This is a genomic window from Pseudomonas spartinae (genome assembly GCF_965197125.1).
GTDB classification, from domain to species: domain Bacteria; phylum Pseudomonadota; class Gammaproteobacteria; order Pseudomonadales; family Pseudomonadaceae; genus Aquipseudomonas; species Aquipseudomonas composti_A.
In genome coordinates this window covers 1-15,807 of sequence record NZ_CBDAMB010000022.1, presented here as the reverse complement: position 1 = coordinate 15,807, position 15,807 = coordinate 1, and the positions used below count along the sequence as shown (strand labels likewise).

Below are 15,807 nucleotides of genomic sequence, written 5' to 3'. Positions count from 1 at the left end.
AGTGGCCTGGTTTCACACCGTGACCACACCCAACAGCACGGCGGCGGCCAGCATCACCAGGCTGATGCCCCAGGCCCACAGCACGGTGTAGCGGATGTGCTTGTACAGCTCGACCCCCGCCAGGCCGATGGCCAGGTACACGCTCGGTACCACCGGGCTGACGCCGAAGCCGGTGTTCTCGCCGATCAACATGGCCTTGGCCACCGCAGCCGGGTCGACACCCGCTGCCACGGCGACATCGCGGATCACCGGCAGCAGGGCGAAGTAGTAGGCATCCGGTGAGAACAGCATGCCCAGCGGCACGCCGAAGGCGCCGATGATCACATGCAGCCAACTTGCCGAGCCTTCCGGCAGCACGTTGATCATCCAGTGCGCCATGCCGTTGGACATCCCCGCACCCGATAGCACGCCGAGCAGGATGCCGGCGGCGAGCATCACCAGGGCCATCTGCAGGGCGTCGCTGGCATGGCGCATCACGGCGGCGTTCTGCTCGCTCAGGCTTGGGTAGTTGAGCACCAGAGCCAGGCCCAGGCCGACCATGAAACAAGCGAACAGCGGGAAGGCGCCGGTGAACAGGCAGGCGAGGATGGCCACGGTGAGCCCCAGGTTACCCCAGTAGCGCCAGGTGCGCGGGCTGAGCAGCGTCGCGTCATCGCTGGCCGAGGTCGCGGTCGAATGCTCGCCGGCGTCGCCGGTGCCCGCCAGGCTGCGTTGTGCTCGGCGGCCGAGGAATACCGCCAGGCCCATCACCAGCGCCAGGCCGATCAGCTGAATCGGGATCAGCGAAATCCACAGCTGCGAGGCATCGATGCCGGTCACGGCCGAGGCGCGCGCGGTGGTGCCGCCCCAGGGCACCATGTTCATTACCCCGGCACTGAGTACCACCAGGCACAGCAGCATTTCCCGCTTCATGCCCAGACGCAGGTACAGCGGCAGTAGGGCGGGAATCACCAGCAGGAAGGTGGCGGCGCCGATGCCGTCCAGGTGGGTCACTGCCGTCACTGCGACGGTCACTACCGCCACGGCCAGCGGCTTGCCACCGGTGCTGCGCAGCAGGAAGTTGACCAGCGGGGCGAACAGGCCGCGCTCGCGCATGATGCCGAAATAGAGGATGGCGAAGATGAACAGCGTCGCCGTCGGGGCCACGGCTTTCAGCCCCTCGGTGATGAACTTGCCGATTTCGGCCGGGGTGAAACCGGCCAGCGCACAGGCGATGACCGGTAGCAGGGTGAAGGCGACCAGTGGGGTGATACGTCGCATCAGAATCAGGGCGACGATGACGAACATCAGGGTAAAGCCGAGGGCAGTGATCATGCCGATGTCTCCGATTTTATTGTTGTTGGAGTCGCGGTGAGCGGGGAAGGGCGGTCAGCCAGGCGGCGGCAGCCTCAGGTCGAGCAGCAGGTAGCTCAGGCTCTTGCCATGCCGGTCGATACCGGGGCTGGCGTTGACGCCGCCTTCCAGGGCGTCTTCGACGACGAAGTTGAGGCCGCCCAGGTTGGGCAGCTCATAACGCCGCACCTGGCCGATGCGCCGGTGCGCCAGGCAGGCGGCGACGCGCTCGGTGGTCAGCTCGGCGGCCAGCCAGGGGTAATGCGCGGCGTCATAGGCGAACACTGCGACGCTCAGGGTGTTGCCCTTGTCGCCTGCGCGGGCGTGGGCGTAGTCGCACAGCAGTACTTCGGGGCTCATCAGAACCACTCCACGTATTGTTGAACCTGGTCGCGCTCGATGAGAAAGCTCGCCGTGGACAGCGACTCGCTCAGGTAGCGGCGCACTCCACCACCGCCGGCCGGGCCATTGGTGTAGAGCGATTCGGCGTCGAGCAGCAGGCGTTCGAGCAGCGTCTTGTCGCGGTCGATGAAGCTGATGCGCAGGCGCACGTCCTGCACCTGCTGCGCCTGCGCCAGGCGTGCGTCCAGCCACTGGCCGGCGCGGTCGTTGAACAGGCTGGCGACGCCGATCAGGTCGATCCAGGGTGTCAGCCGTGGCGCCAGTCGCGCGCTGCGTTGCAGCAGGATGTTGCGGGCCAGGGCGGCGCGGGCCAGGGCACCTGGGCCGGCATAGGAAATCTCCGCCTCGGCGAACCACTTGCCGCGCAGACCGACCAGGCCCTTGAGACGCGCCGGGCGGGGATGGCCGCGCACACCCTCGACCGCGACCTGGTCGGCGGCCACCTGGTGCACGCGAGCCTGGCTCAGGTCGAGGGTCACGTCCGGGGTCAGGTAGGCCGCCGGGTCGTGGACTTCATACAGCAGCTGCTCCTTGACCGTCTGCTCGGTGACGCAGCCGCCGGTGCCGGCGGCCTTGCCGATGATGATCTGCCCATCAGCGCTCACCGTGGCGATGGGGCAGCCAGGGTTGGCTGGATCCGGCACGTCCTTCAGGCCCGGGTGAGCGAAGTAGCCGCCCGTGACCTGGGTGCAGCATTCGAGCAGGTGGCCGACGGTGGTGGCCAGCGCCAGGTGATCCCAGTCATCGGCCTGCCAGCCAAAGGCATGGCGCAGGGGGCCAACGGCCAGGCAGGGGTCGGCGACGCGGCCGCAGAGCACGATGTCGGCGCCTTCGCCGAGCGCCTGGGTGATGCCTTCGGCGCCGGTGTAGACGTTGACCGACACCACCTCGCCATCGAGTGGCGCGGGCAGCCACTGTTGCAGGTCGATGTCGCGGGCCAGCAGGTCATCGCCCAGTACGCAGGCGATACGCGCCGCTGCGTGGCGGGTGCCCTGCAGGTGCTGGCGCAGGCGCCTGGCGGCGGCTGCCGGGTTGGCCGCGCCGCCGTTGCTGATGATGGGGATGCCGGCGTCCAGACAGGTTTCCAGCACCGGCTCGAGAAACTCGAACAGACGTGCGGCGTAGCCGCTGTCGGCATCGTGCAGACGGCGCAGTTGCGCCTCGGCCAGAGTGCGCTCTGCGAGCAGTTCGAAGAACAGGAAGCGTTGCCCGTCGCGACCTGCCAGGTCGTTGGCCAGCGCCAGGGCGGCATCGGGGCGGTCGTTGGCGAAGCCAGCGCCGCAGCCGATATGCACGGTTTTTGTCATTGTCGAGCCCGTTTGCAATTCGCTATGGCGCCATCCTGAGTGGGCTGGATTAAGTTGTGAATTCGAAATGTGGTATCAATTGATAAGACATTTTTATAAGAGGGGGTGATTGTGGACGTCAGCTTTCGCCAGTTGCAGGCTTTCGTGCTGATCGCCGAGCACCGCAGTTTCAGCCGCGCCGCCGAGCGTATCCATCTGTCACAGCCGGCGCTCAGCTACAGCCTGCGCAAGCTGGAGGACGCCCTCGGGCTGGCCTTGCTGGCGCGTAACACGCGCAGTGTGGAGTTGACCGAGGCGGGGCTGCGTTTTCTCGAACAGGCGCGGCGTTTGCTGCGCGACATGGACAACGCCGTGCACGATGCACGCGAGCAGTTGCATCTTCAGAGCGGCTCGCTGCGTATCGCCGTGCTGCCCTCGGTGGCCATCGACCCGTTGCCGCGGGTCCTGCAGGAGTACCGGCGACGTTACCCCGGCATCGACATCAGCCTGAGCGATGGCCGCGCCGGGGAGATCCGTCAGTGGGTCAGTGCCGCCGAGGTGGATTTCGCCATCACCTCGGCAGTGGAGGATCTCGGCGCGCTGGATTTCCAGCCGCTGTACGACGACAGCCTGGTGTTGCTGGTGCGCGGTCATGAGCGGCTGCGCGGCAGGGCGCTGCTCGCTGCGCTGCGCGAGCAGGACTACATCGCCACCACCCGCGACACCAGTCTGCGCGGCATGGCCGACGAAACCCTACAGCGCATGGGGCTGCTGCGTGAACCCGCCTGGGAGGTGGCGTACATGAGCAGCGCCGCCGCACTGGCGCGCGCGGGGTTGGGGTTCGCGCTGCTGCCGGCCAGCGTGGCCGATACCTTCAACAGCGATGGCAGCCTCGCGGTACAGGTGCTGAGCGAGGCGCCAGCGCGCAGCATTGGTCTGCTGCAGCGCAAGCCGTGCTACCTGAGCCCGCCGGCGCAGGCCTTCGTCGCCCTGTTGCGTCAGCAGATGGGCGGTGCTCAGGGACTATCCGCGACCGTCGATTCACGCGACAATCGCCCCCCTATTGAATGACTGCACGGGATACTTCTGCTTTGAACGCCGAGCTGCGCCGTCGAGCCTATCTCGATGCCATGCAGGTGGCCACCTGGTTGCCACGTACCGAGCTGCCCTTCGCTGCGCCGTCGCGTATGGAGCTGCTTGCGCCGCCGCCTGTCGAAGAGGCGCCGGAAGTTGCCAGTGAGCCGCTGGCGGTGGTCGCCGAGGTGGTGCGCGAGGCACCGGCCGCACGGCCGAAGATCGAGATTCCGCGCCCGGGCGCCCAGCCGCGCCAGGCAGTTGTCGAACCGGTGGCGGAGGCTGAGCCTGTCGAGGAAAAGCCGGTTCGGGTCAGCGTTCCTCCGCCGCGATTTGCCTTGCAGCTGCTGCGCGCCGGGGATTGCGCCCTGCTGGTGGAGTTACCCACCGGCCAGTCTTTCCAGAGCCGCGACCCGGCCTACATCCTGCTCAAGGATCTGCTGCGCGCCGCCGGCCTGCCGGACAGCCCGCAACTGCTCGGCGAGCCGGTGCGCTGGCCGCTGCTGGTGCGCGGCAATATGGATCAGGGGCCGCAGGCAGCGCTGGAGTTCGTGCAGAGCTTCGTCGCCGCACGCCTCGAAGAGCAGCCCTGTACCTGCCTGTGGCTGGTCGGCCTACCGGCCATTCGTTTCGCCGGCGAGGCTGACGAGCAGAGCTACAACCGCGAGTTGCAGATCGAAGGCCTCGGCGCCTGCTGGGCTGTGCCCGGGCTGGAGCTGCTGATGGAAGAGCCAGCGCGCAAGCGCGAGCTGTGGCAGGCCATGCGGCGCACGCGTCAGCGTTGGCTGGCGCCTGCACATTCCTGAGAACCCTGTCTTTGCGCCCGAGTGACGCCCAATGAGCGATGCGATTTCCTTCCGCCCGATGACCGAGGCGGATCTCGATGCCGTGCTGAAGATCGAATACGCCGCCTTCAGTCACCCCTGGACGCGCGGCATCTTCACCGACAGCCTCAAGTCCTATAACTGCTGGTTGATGTTCGAGGGCAATCAGCAGGTCGGTCACGGCGTGATCAACCTGATCCTCGACGAAGCGCACCTGCTCAATATCACCGTCAAGCCGGAAAGCCAGGGCCGTGGCCTCGGCCTGCGCCTGCTCGAACACCTGATGCAAGAGGCCTATGCCCTGGGTGGTCGTGAGTGCTTTCTGGAAGTGCGTGCCAGCAATCAGAGCGCTTACCGCCTGTACGAGCGCTTCGGCTTCAATGAAGTGGGTCGTCGTCGTGACTACTACCCGGCAGTCGGCGGCCGCGAGGATGCCCTGGTGATGGCCTGCACCCTGGTCGATTGAGGCAACAGAAGAGCGTCACGCTTTATCGACCCGCGCTGGTGATTGCCGATCCACATCAGCCCGGATGCCCATCCACCCGCGCTCGCCACAGCATCGGTGCGTAATGCCAGGCAAACAGGGCGAAGGCCGTGCTCCAGCATGCCGCCGCCAGCCATAACCCTCCACTACCTGCTGTCACCCGAATCAGCGCGCCCAGATTGAGCAGGCCGAAGGCCCAGGCCATCGCCCTGGGCGGCTGCAGCGCGCGGCCGGTATGGCCGAGGCTGACCCGCGCCATCATCGCTAGAACCAGCCCACCCATGGCGCCCACCGCCAGCGCATGGCTGGCCAGGCTGGGTTGCCTCAGCCAGCCCAGATGCCAGGCAACCATGCCCAGCGTGGCGACCAGCAGCCAGGCGTAACCCAGGTGCAGTGACCACAGCAGCGGCACGCGCCAGATGCCATGCAGGTGACAGCGCCACAGACGCAGACCATGCAGTACGCTCAGCACGATGAACGGCGCCGCCAGCCAGGGACTGGCCAGCAGGTTATGCCCGCTGGCGAACAGTGCGGCGACCAGCACGCCGCAGGCCAGTAGCAGGCGATCCAGCCAGGGATGCGCGGCGAAGGCTTCGACCCGGCCCAGACCGCGCTGGGTGAAGAAGGGGATCACCCGACCACCGATCAGGCTCAGCAGCACGGCGACCAGCCACAGTGCGGCCAGGACCCCGCGACGTTGCAGCTCGTCGTTGCCTTGCGCCAGGCCGGTCAACGTCAGCGACTGGCATAAGGCGAGCAGGCTCAGCACCAGAAGGAGCGGGTAGTTGTTGCGCTGCCTCGTCGTGATCAGCTGGCGTGCCATCTGCGCGATGAACAGCCCGATGAAGCCCAGTTGCAGCATGATCAGCACTGCCAGCGGCACGGGTATGAACCAGGCCAGACGGGCTGCCAACCATAGCCCGAACAGCGCAATCAGCGGTCGTCCGCTCAGGCCCGGACGCCCCGTCCAGGTCTGGACCGCGGTGAGCAGAAAGCCGGCGATGATCGCCAGGCCGAAGCCGAAAGGCATTTCGTGACGGTGCCAGGCCAGCATGCCGCCCGCTACCGCCGGGTTCGTCAGGCCATGCAGCGCCGCCGCCCAGAGGGCGACGGCGAGTAGGGCGAACAGAGCACCGGCGACGAAGAACGGGCGAAAGCCCAGGCGCCACAGAGGCGCGATGGCCAATGCCCGCTGGCGATCAAGCAAGTGCATACGCGCATGCCTCGTCTTTCAAGCGCTGCTGCGCGATCAGGCGCAATACGTAGCCGATCTTCAGGATGCTCGGGCCGAGCAGTGTCAGGCTGTGGGCCAGCACCAGCGTTGCCACATTCAGGTGCTGCTCCAGGCCATAGGCTGTCACCAGCCCCACCAGCAGCAGGATCAGGCCACCCCAGAGCAGTTGGCTGGACAGATGCAGAATGTGCGCAGGTGCAAGATTGAGCGGGTACATGGTTCACCTCCTCATCGATCAACTGTCCAGGGCCGAGGCCGGGCCGAAGAATTCGTAGCGGCTTTGCTCATCCGGTACGCCCAGCGCCTGCAGGTGACGTTTGACCTGTGCCATGAAGGGCTTCGGGCCAAGGAAGTAGGCATCCAGATCACGCTCGGCCGGCAGCCACTGCTGCAGCAGCTCGCGGCTGAGCAAACCTTCGGCATCGGCCTGGTCGCCCGCGCGCGGCTCGCTGTAGCAGACGTAGTGGCGAATCTGCGGGTGCTCGGCCGCATGGGCATCGACCCAGTCGCGGAAGGCATGCACCTCGGCATTGCGCGCGCAGTGGATGAAGTGGATCGGTCGGCCGCTGTGGCGTGCGGCATCGAGCATGGCCAGTGCCGGGGTGATGCCGACGCCGGCGCTGATCAGCGCCAGGGGCTTGTCCGACTCGCTCAGGGTGAACTCGCCTGCTGGCGGGAACAGCTCCAGCTCATCGCCGACCTGGACGTTATCGTGCAGATGGTTGGAGACCCGGCCGCCCGGTTCGCGCTTGACGCTGATGCGGTATTCGCGGCCGTTGGCCAGGGCCGACAGCGAGTAGTTGCGGCGCACTTCCTCGCCGTTCAGCAGCAGGCGCAGGCCGATGTACTGGCCAGGCTGATGGTCGAGCAGGGTGCCGCCATCGACAGGCTGCAGGTAGAAGGAAACGATCTCGGCACTCTCGGCCACCTTGCGCGCCACACGGAAGGCCCGCGCGCCGCGCCAGCCGCCGGGGGCTGCGGCATTTTGCGCGTACTGGCTCTCTTCTGCGCCGATAAGGATGTTGGCCAGCTGCTGGTAGGCCGAGGCCCAGGCCTCGATCACGGCGTCGGTGGCGATCTCCTCGCCCAGCACTTCGCGGATCGCGCGCAGCAGGCAGCTGCCGACGATGGGGTAGTGCTCGGGGAGAATCTGCAGCGACACGTGCTTGTTGACGACCTGCGCCACCAGCGGGCCGAGGGCTTCGAGGCGGTCGATGTGGCGGGCGTACATCAGCACGCCACCCGCCAGGGCGCGCGGCTGGTCGCCGCTGGCCTGGTGCGCCTGGTTGAACAGCGGACGCACCTCGGGGTACTCGCTGAGCATCATCTTGTAGAAGTGCGTGGTCAGTGCTTCGCCGCCGCTTTCCAACAACGGTACGGTGGCTTTGATCAGGTCACGTTGAGCGTGGGTGAGCATTAAGGTATCTCCGCAAGGCAAATAAAAGGCGCCGGTGTGGCTCGTCTGGCCAGGTGTGGCGTGCTAGCGTTAGCGCGAGATACCTATCAGTAAGCGTGCCAGATAAATAATCATTAAATATCAATGGCTTGCTTTTATTGTTGTAGTAATGACTCGCCTTGCGCGTGAGTCATAAAGACAATGAGTAGTCGAAATGACCGCTAATCCGTTGCTGGAAACCCTGATTCCCCTGGTCGCCGATCTGTCCCGTGAGCTGGATGATGGTGAGCGTTACCGTCGCCTGCTCGCTGCGCTACGCCAGCTCTTTCCTTGCGATGCCGTAGCGCTGCTACGGCTCGATGGCGAGGTGTTGGTGCCGCTGGCGGTCGAGGGCCTGAGCGCCGATACCCTGGGGCGGCGCTTCAAGGTCAGCGAGCATCCGCGTCTGGCCGCGCTGCTGGAGCATGCCGGGCCGACCCGTTTCGCCGCCGACTGTGGCTTGCCTGACCCCTACGACGGTCTGGTCGAGGGGCTGCATGGCCATCTGGAAGTGCATGATTGCCTGGGCTGCCCGCTGTACTTGGACGAGCAGCTCTGGGGCCTGCTGACCCTGGACTCGCTGGACCCGGCCAGCTTCGACCGCTTCGAGCTGGACACCCTGGAGGCTTTCGCCAGCCTGGCGGCGGCCACGGTCAAGGTCAGCCAGCGCATCAGTGGTCTTGCGCAGCGGGTCGAAGCCGAGCGCCAGCTCACCGAGCTGTACAAGCAGGCGCGCCAGCAACCGCGCGAACTGGTGGGGCAGAGTGCAGCGCTGCGCAAGCTGCAGGACGAGATTCGCCTGGTCGGCGACAGTCCGCTGACCGTGCTGATCACCGGCGAGACCGGCGTCGGCAAGGAGTTGGTAGCCGAAGCCATCCATGCGGCCTCGCCGCGTGCGCAGCGGCCGCTGGTCAGCATCAACTGCGCAGCGCTGCCTGATGCGTTGGTGGAGAGCGAGCTGTTCGGCCACGTGCGCGGCGCCTTCTCCGGAGCGATGAGCGAGCGCAGCGGCAAGTTCGAGCTGGCCGATGGCGGCAGCCTGTTTCTCGACGAGGTGGGCGAGCTGCCGTTGGCGATCCAGGCCAAGCTGCTGCGTGTGCTGCAGAGTGGTCAGTTGCAGCGGGTCGGCTCGGATCGCGAGCACCGCGTCGACGTGCGGGTGATCGCCGCCACCAACCGTGACCTGGCGGCGGAGGTGCGCGCTGGCCGCTTTCGCGCCGACCTCTATCACCGCCTGAGCGTCTATCCGCTGCCGGTGCCGCCGCTGCGCGAGCGTGGCCGCGATGTGCTGTTGCTGGCCGGCTACTTCCTCGAAGAAAACCGCGCCCGGCTCGGGTTGCGCAGCCTGCGCCTGAGTGCCGAGGCGCAGAAGGCGCTGCTGGGCCACGACTGGCCAGGCAACGTGCGCGAGCTGGAGCACCTGATCGGCCGCGCGGCGATCAAGGCTTTGGCGCGCCATGGCGAGCGCCCGCGCATTCTCAGTCTGGACGTCCAGGATCTGGACTTGCCTGCCAGCGAGACGCAGGTCATTGTCGAGGCGGTGCTGGCGTCCGGCGAGCCGGTGCCGGAAGGCGTGGAGCTGCGCACGGCGGTGGATGCCTTCCAGCGTCAACTGATCGAACAGTGCCTGGCGCGCCATCAGGGCAAATGGGCCGATGCCGCGCGCGAGCTGGGGGTGGATCGCGCCAACCTCAGCCGCTTGGCCAGGCGCCTGGGCATTCGCTAGCCGGATTTAGGAGGGGCTTTAGTCGCGATCTGTTGATGTCGCGGCTAAAGCCCCTCCCACACTATCGGCATCTGCTCGTAGCCCGGATGCAATCCGGGGATTTTTCGACTCCCAGGCCCCCGGATTTCATCCGGCTACAGTTGGAACACCAGCGCCTTCAGGTCGCTCTCGGGGGAGATGTCGGGAAACTCCGGCGGGTTGTCCAGGCGCTCGACGAAGCGCAGTTGCGGCGCCTCGGCGGCCATGCCTTGGATAAGAAAGTCCGGGCCGATATCCGGGTCGTTGACGCAGGCCAGTACCGTGCCGTGCTCCGTCAGCAACTCGGGCAGGCGGCGCAGAATCTTGGCGTAGTCCTGGGTGAGGGCGAAGCTGCCTTTCTGGAAGCTCGGTGGGTCGATGATCACCAGGTCATAAGGGCCGCTCTTGCGCACCTTGCCCCAGGACTTGAACAGCTCGTGGCCGAGAAACTCCACCCGGGAGAGGTCGTGCTGGTTCAGGCGATGGTTGTCGCGCCCGCGCGACAGGGCAGCGCGCGCCATGTCCAGGTTGACCACGTGCGCAGCGGCGCCGGCGATGGCCGCCACGGAGAAACCGCAGGTGTAGGCGAACAGGTTAAGCACGCGCTTGCCGGCGGCCTGCTGGCGCACCCACTGGCGGCCCAGGCGCATGTCGAGGAACAGCCCGCTGTTCTGCTTGCTACCCAGGTCGAGCAGGTAGTGCAGGCCGTCCTCCATGATCGGCCATTGCGCCTGTGGCTCGCCGGCCAACCATTCGCTCTCGCTGCCGTGCACGTAGCGGTGCTGCAGCAGCAGACCGCGTGCGCCGCTGGCCTGCCATTGCGGCGTTGCCAACAACTCGATCAGCAGCGGCTTGAGCTCGGGCGAGGGCTCGCGAAACAGCATCACCAGTACGATGCCGGACAGCCAGTCGACGGTGATCTGCTCTAGCCTAGGCCAGCAGCGGCCACGGCCATGGAACAGGCGCCGGGTCTCGCTGCCGGGGTGGTTGTCCAGTGCCTGCAGCAAGTGCTCGCGCAGGGTGGTGAGGGCGGCGTCAGTCATCGCGGGTCAGCACTTCCAGCAGTTCGATCTCGAAGGTCAGGTCGGAGTTGGGCGGAATCGAGCCGACGCTGCGTTCGCCATAACCCAGATGGGCCGGCACCTGCAGCTTGCGCTTGCCACCCACCTGCATACCCATCAGACCCTGGTCCCAGCCCTTGATCACGCGCCCGGTGCCGATCACGCACTGGAACGGCTTGCCGCGCGAGAAGGAGGAGTCGAACTCCGTGCCGTCGGCCAGCCAGCCGCGATATTGGGTGGTGATCAGGGCGCCCTTGACCACGGCCTTGCCGTCGCCGGGTTGCAGCTCTTCGATGATCAGTTGGTCAGTCATGTCGGGATGTCCTTGCGGTGACGGTTTTGGCTGGCCTGCACCGAGCGCTCGGCTGGCACGCGCAGCTGGGTCAGCAGGTAATCGGCGAAGGCCGGCGCATAGTTCTGCAGGGCGATGGCGCCGGCCATGCAGCTCAGCCAGCTTTCTGCCAGCGCCTGGTCGATCGGCCACTGCGCATGGAAGGCTGGGATGCTGATGCTGCCGTACTTCTCGGCGAACAGCCGCGGCCCGCCCAGCCAGCCGCTGAGAAAGCACGCCAGCTTGTCACGCGAGGTGCTCAGGTCGGTTGGATGCAGGGCGCGCAGGGCGGCGGCCTCGGAGCGTTCGTCCATCAGTCGGTAGAAGTCATCGACCAGACGGCGCAGGCCATCGATGCCGCCAGCAGCCTGGTAGGAGGCATCGCCGTTGCCGTAGGGAGGTGTGGTGCTCATCGAACCATCGTCCGGAAAAGGCGCCATTGTAACCGCTGGCGTAGAATGCTCGGCCAGTTTGGTTCGAGGTAATGGGCAACTGCAGAGGCTGTTTCTCCCCTCTCCCATTTATGGGAGAGGGGGTAGGCCGTGCTTGTCTGAAACGATAATGACGCAACCCCAGCAAGGCTTCGTGCTTAGCCGCCATTGGCGCGATACGCCGGAGGGCACGGAAGTGGCCTTCTGGCTGGCGACCGATGCCGGCCCGCGCCAGATACGCCTGCCGTGCCAGGAGTCGGTGGCCTTTATTCCGCTCGAGCAGCGCGCCTGGGCCGAGCCGCTGTTGCGCGATGAGCAGGGCGTCGAGCTGCGTGAACTGGCCCTGCGCGACTTCAAGCGCCGTCCGGTGCTGGGCCTGTATTGCCGCCAGTACCGCCAGTTGCTGCAGCTGGAGAAGAAGCTGCGTCAGGTCGGCGTAGACGTCTACGAGGCCGATGTCCGCCCGCCGGATCGCTACCTGATGGAGCGCTTTATCACCGCCAGCGTGCTCTTCGACGGTATCGAGCAGCCGGACGGCAGCCTGCTGTGCAAGTCGCTCAAGCCCGCGCCCGAGTACCGCCCGACGCTGCGCCTGGTGTCGCTGGACATCGAGACCAGCGCCCATGGCGAGCTGTACTCCATCGCCCTGGAGGGTTGCGGCCAGCGCCAGGTCTATATGCTCGGGCCAGCCAATGGCGACGCCAGCCGCGTCGACTTCGACCTGGAGTACTGCGCCAGCCGCAAGGCGCTGCTCGAACGCCTGAACGCCTGGCTGGCGCAGCACGACCCGGACGCCATCATCGGCTGGAACCTGGTGCAGTTCGACCTGCGCGTGCTGCGTGATCACGCCGAGCAACTGAAGGTGCCGCTGCTGCTGGGACGTGGCGGCGACGTGATGGGCTGGCGCCAGCACAACAGCAGCCAGCATTACTTCGCCGAGGCGGCGGGGCGGCTGATCATCGACGGCATCGAGGCGCTGCGCTCGGCGACCTGGAGCTTCCCCTCGTTCAGCCTGGAATCGGTGGCGCAGACCCTGCTCGGCGAAGGCAAGGCCATCGATACGCCCTATGCACGGATGGACGAGATCCAACGCATGTTCGACGAGGACAGGCCGGCGCTGGCGCACTACAACCTCAAGGACTGCGAGCTGGTCACGCGCATCTTCGCCCACACCGATCTGCTCGCCTTCCTCCTCGAACGTTCCAGTGTCACCGGCCTGGCGGCTGACCGCAGCGGCGGCTCGGTGGCGGCCTTCACCCACCTGTATCTGCCGCCCATGCATCGCCTGGGTTTCGTCGCGCCGAACCTCGGCGACATCCGTGGCGAGAACAGTCCCGGCGGTTTCGTCATGGATTCGCGCCCAGGGCTGTACGACTCGGTGTTGGTGCTGGACTACAAAAGCCTCTATCCGTCGATCATTCGCAGCTTCCTGATCGACCCGCTGGGCCTGGTCGAAGGCCTGCACCAGCCGGACGACGAGCACTCGGTGGAAGGTTTTCGTGGCGCCCGTTTCTCACGAACACGGCACTGCCTGCCGGCCATCGTCGAGCGCGTCTGGCAGGGGCGCGAGGTGGCCAAGCGTGATGGCAACGCGGCGCTGTCGCAGGCGCTGAAGATCATCATGAACGCCTTCTACGGCGTGCTCGGCTCCAGTGGCTGTCGTTTCTTCGATCCGCGCCTGGCTTCGTCGATCACCCTGCGCGGGCACCAGATCATGAAGCGCACCCGCGAGCTGATCGAAGCCGAGGGCCATGCGGTGATCTATGGCGACACCGACTCCACTTTCGTCTGGCTCGGTCGTGCGCATGACGAGGACGAGGCGACGCGTATCGGCCGTGCGCTGGTCGCCCGCGTCAACGCCTGGTGGCGCGAGCATCTGCAGAGTGAGTACGGCCTGACCAGCGCGCTGGAATTGCAGTACGAAACCCATTACCGGCGCTTTCTCATGCCCACCATTCGCGGTACCGAGGAGGGCAGCAAGAAACGCTATGCCGGCCTGGTGCGGGCCGCCGATGGCAGCGAGCGCATGGTGTTCAAGGGCCTGGAGACGGTGCGCACCGACTGGTCGCCGTTGGCCCAGCGCTTCCAGCAGGAGCTGTATCGCCTGGTGTTCGCCGGCCAGCCCTATGAAGACTACGTGCGCGATTACGTGAAACGCACCCTGGCTGGTGAGCTGGACGAATTGCTGGTGTATCGCAAGCGCCTGCGCCGGCGCCTCGATGACTACCAGCGCAACGTGCCGCCACACGTACGCGCCGCACGCCTGGCCGACGAGCACAACCAGCGCCTTGGTCGGCCGCTGCAATACCAGCGTGGCGGCTGGATCAGCTACCTGATCACCACGGGCGGGCCACAACCGCTGGAGCGTCTGTTGTCGCCGGTGGATTACGAGCACTACATCAGCCGCCAGCTGAAACCGGTGGCCGAGGCCATCCTGCCGTTCGTCGGCGGCGAGTTCGAACGCCTGGTGGACGGCCAGCTCGGGCTGTTCTGAAAAGGCCCGGCGACCGCTCTAGCCTCAGGCTTTTGCGCTGCGACAAGGTCGCCAGGCCTGAAATACCCTGCAAAATTCGTCTCGTTGAGCGGCGTTCGCGGCCTGAGTATCGTTGCGCCCGTGATGCCGGGCCCCTCTGGCGGTTAACACCGCGATGTCGGAATCACAGTCTGTTCAATCTGACTGTAGGAGGGGCTCATGACTGCCCTAGAACCGTTTCTCTTCGCCGACTTCCTCGGCACGGCCACCTGGTTGTGGCTGGTCTTCATCGCTGTCGTCATCTCCCTGCTGGCCTTCGACCTTGGTGTGCTGCATCGCGATAACCGCGAAATCGGCGTGCGCGAGAGCCTGTTGCTGTCCGCCGGTTACATCACTGCAGGGCTGCTGTTCGGCGTCTGGGTGTTCTTCCAGAAGGGCGGCGACGCCAGCATGGATTACCTCACCGGCTTTCTGATCGAGAAATCGCTGTCGATGGACAACGTGTTTCTCATGGCCATGATCTTCAGCTATCTCGCCATCCCGCGGCAGTACCAACACAAGGTGCTGTTCTGGGGAATCATGGGCGTGCTGGTGCTGCGTGCGCTGATGATCGGCCTGGGCGCCGCGCTGATTCATGAGTTCAGCTGGATTCTCTATCTGTTCGGCGCCTTCCTGTTCGTCACCGGCATCAAGATGCTGTTCTCCAAGCTCGACGATGCGCCGGATCTGCAGAACAACGTGCTGGTGAAGTTCCTGCGCAAGCACCTGCGCGTGACCGATGATCTGCACGGCCAGCGCTTCTTCGTGCGGCAGGACGACGGCCAGGGCCGCAGCGTGCTGTGGGTGACGCCGCTATTCCTGGCGCTGATCCTGATCGAGTGCGCCGACCTGGTATTTGCCATTGACAGCGTGCCGGCGATCTTCGCCATCACCCAGGATCCGTTCATTGTCTACACCTCGAACATCTTCGCCATCCTCGGCCTGCGCGCCCTGTACTTCGCCCTGGCAGCGCTGATCCACCGCTTCGCCTACCTCAAGTACGCGCTGGCGCTGGTGCTGGTGTTCATCGGCGCGAAGATCTTCCTGGTCGGCATCATCGGCAAGATTCCGGCGGCAGTGTCGCTGAGCGTGACCCTGGGCCTGCTGATTGGTGGCGTGCTGCTGTCGCTGTACAAGACCCGAGGCCAGCAAGCCGAACCGCTTTGAAGTCCTCCCCGGCCTCGCGTTTGGCGTGGTCGGGGCAACCTGAAACTGGAGAACCCTGGATGAACATCCCTTGCAAGAACCCCCTGGCGCTGGCGTCCCTGGCGATGGCCCTGATGATCCTGGTCGGTTGTGACGCGGCCGAGCAGTCGGCGCAGAAGCTCGCCGAAGAGGCGAAGAAGGAAGCACAGGCGTTGCTCGAGAACTCGGTCGGCGAGGTGGTCGATGAGGTCAACCGCCAGGTGGACGCGATGCAGGAGTCCACCAACCGTGCTCTGGGCAAAGACGACAAGGAGCGCGAACAGGACGCCGAGACGCCGCGGGTGGCGCCCGATAAGCCACTCGAGCAGGGCGTCGAAACCTGATCGCTAGCTGTGATCTCTCAGTAGGTTGTTCATCCGGGGCATTCCCGGAATTCTGGAAGCGCGACCAACACAGCCTTCCAGGAGCCCCGGATGAACCTGCATAAACATGCCCGTCTTACCCCGCGAGG

16 protein-coding genes are annotated in these 15,807 nt (G+C 65.8%); 7 read left to right on the top strand and 9 right to left on the bottom strand.

The window, feature by feature from the left end; translation table 11 throughout:
* Positions 1-12: 12 nt before the first annotated feature.
* Genes ACN8M7_RS25675 through ACN8M7_RS25665 form a run of 3 tightly spaced genes read right to left on the bottom strand, consistent with a single transcriptional unit; the run spans position 13 to position 3,041 of the window.
* Complete coding sequence (locus tag ACN8M7_RS25675) at positions 13-1,314, bottom strand: CitMHS family transporter (RefSeq protein WP_490262609.1); 1,302 nt, start codon at positions 1,312-1,314, stop codon at positions 13-15.
* A gap of 54 nt (positions 1,315-1,368) precedes the next feature.
* Entirely contained in the window at positions 1,369-1,692 is a 324-nt protein-coding gene (locus ACN8M7_RS25670; RefSeq protein WP_490262608.1) for an AtuA-related protein, read from the bottom strand.
* Positions 1,692-3,041, bottom strand: a complete 1,350-nt coding sequence (locus tag ACN8M7_RS25665; protein WP_490262607.1) for an acyclic terpene utilization AtuA family protein — start codon at positions 3,039-3,041, stop codon at positions 1,692-1,694. Before ACN8M7_RS25665 ends, ACN8M7_RS25670 begins: the two co-directional genes overlap by 1 nt.
* 111 nt (positions 3,042-3,152) lie before the next feature.
* On the opposite strand from ACN8M7_RS25665, the gene ACN8M7_RS25660 reads away from it, so the two are divergent.
* Genes ACN8M7_RS25660 through rimI form a run of 3 tightly spaced genes read left to right on the top strand, consistent with a single transcriptional unit; the run spans position 3,153 to position 5,384 of the window.
* Entirely contained in the window at positions 3,153-4,091 is a 939-nt protein-coding gene (locus ACN8M7_RS25660; RefSeq protein ID WP_082768106.1) for a LysR family transcriptional regulator, read from the top strand.
* Positions 4,092-4,111: 20 nt separating this feature from the next.
* Positions 4,112-4,900, top strand: a complete 789-nt coding sequence (locus tag ACN8M7_RS25655; RefSeq protein ID WP_490262606.1) for an energy transducer TonB — start codon at positions 4,112-4,114, stop codon at positions 4,898-4,900.
* Positions 4,901-4,931: 31 nt separating this feature from the next.
* Positions 4,932-5,384 (top strand): ribosomal protein S18-alanine N-acetyltransferase, encoded by a 453-nt coding sequence (gene rimI / locus ACN8M7_RS25650; protein WP_061241061.1) that lies wholly within the window; start codon positions 4,932-4,934, stop codon positions 5,382-5,384.
* Between the two features lie 55 nt (positions 5,385-5,439).
* On the opposite strand, the gene ACN8M7_RS25645 is transcribed toward rimI, so the two are convergent.
* The 3 genes from ACN8M7_RS25645 to hmpA are packed head-to-tail and all read right to left on the bottom strand — an operon-like array spanning position 5,440 to position 8,053.
* Positions 5,440-6,615 (bottom strand): NnrS family protein, encoded by a 1,176-nt coding sequence (locus ACN8M7_RS25645; RefSeq protein ID WP_490262605.1) that lies wholly within the window; start codon positions 6,613-6,615, stop codon positions 5,440-5,442.
* Positions 6,602-6,853, bottom strand: coding sequence for a transmembrane sensor/regulator PpyR (locus ACN8M7_RS25640; protein WP_490262604.1), 252 nt, complete (start codon positions 6,851-6,853; stop codon positions 6,602-6,604). Before ACN8M7_RS25640 ends, ACN8M7_RS25645 begins: the two co-directional genes overlap by 14 nt.
* Before the next feature lie 18 nt (positions 6,854-6,871).
* Positions 6,872-8,053 carry an NO-inducible flavohemoprotein gene (hmpA, locus tag ACN8M7_RS25635; protein ID WP_490262603.1) on the bottom strand — a complete coding sequence of 394 codons (1,182 nt, stop codon included), beginning with the start codon at positions 8,051-8,053 and terminating at the stop codon, positions 6,872-6,874.
* 193 nt (positions 8,054-8,246) lie between these two features.
* Between hmpA and norR the strand changes: the two genes are divergently transcribed.
* Complete coding sequence (gene norR, locus ACN8M7_RS25630; protein ID WP_490262602.1) at positions 8,247-9,797, top strand: nitric oxide reductase transcriptional regulator NorR; 1,551 nt, start codon at positions 8,247-8,249, stop codon at positions 9,795-9,797.
* Between the two features lie 134 nt (positions 9,798-9,931).
* On the opposite strand, the gene ACN8M7_RS25625 is transcribed toward norR, so the two are convergent.
* The 3 genes from ACN8M7_RS25625 to ACN8M7_RS25615 are packed head-to-tail and all read right to left on the bottom strand — an operon-like array spanning position 9,932 to position 11,620.
* The gene (locus ACN8M7_RS25625; RefSeq protein WP_490262601.1) at positions 9,932-10,858 is read right to left on the bottom strand and encodes a class I SAM-dependent methyltransferase; all 927 of its coding nucleotides are present in this window, start codon (positions 10,856-10,858) and stop codon (positions 9,932-9,934) included.
* Complete coding sequence (locus tag ACN8M7_RS25620) at positions 10,851-11,189, bottom strand: FKBP-type peptidyl-prolyl cis-trans isomerase (RefSeq protein ID WP_490262600.1); 339 nt, start codon at positions 11,187-11,189, stop codon at positions 10,851-10,853. The genes ACN8M7_RS25625 and ACN8M7_RS25620 overlap by 8 nt, the downstream gene beginning before the upstream one ends.
* The gene (locus ACN8M7_RS25615) at positions 11,186-11,620 is read right to left on the bottom strand and encodes a group II truncated hemoglobin (RefSeq protein WP_490262599.1); all 435 of its coding nucleotides are present in this window, start codon (positions 11,618-11,620) and stop codon (positions 11,186-11,188) included. Before ACN8M7_RS25615 ends, ACN8M7_RS25620 begins: the two co-directional genes overlap by 4 nt.
* A 148-nt stretch (positions 11,621-11,768) precedes the next feature.
* Here ACN8M7_RS25615 and ACN8M7_RS25610 point away from each other — a divergent pair, with 148 nt between their 5' ends.
* The 3 genes from ACN8M7_RS25610 to ACN8M7_RS25600 all read left to right on the top strand — a co-directional run bounded on the left by ACN8M7_RS25610 (position 11,769) and on the right by ACN8M7_RS25600 (position 15,679).
* A complete protein-coding gene (locus tag ACN8M7_RS25610) occupies positions 11,769-14,132 on the top strand; it encodes a DNA polymerase II (protein ID WP_490262598.1) in 2,364 nt (787 codons plus the stop codon).
* Positions 14,133-14,330: 198 nt separating this feature from the next.
* Entirely contained in the window at positions 14,331-15,317 is a 987-nt protein-coding gene (locus ACN8M7_RS25605) for a TerC family protein (RefSeq protein ID WP_490262597.1), read from the top strand.
* A 59-nt stretch (positions 15,318-15,376) separates the two neighbouring features.
* The gene (locus tag ACN8M7_RS25600) at positions 15,377-15,679 is read left to right on the top strand and encodes a hypothetical protein (RefSeq protein ID WP_061241071.1); all 303 of its coding nucleotides are present in this window, start codon (positions 15,377-15,379) and stop codon (positions 15,677-15,679) included.
* Positions 15,680-15,807 lie beyond the last annotated feature (128 nt).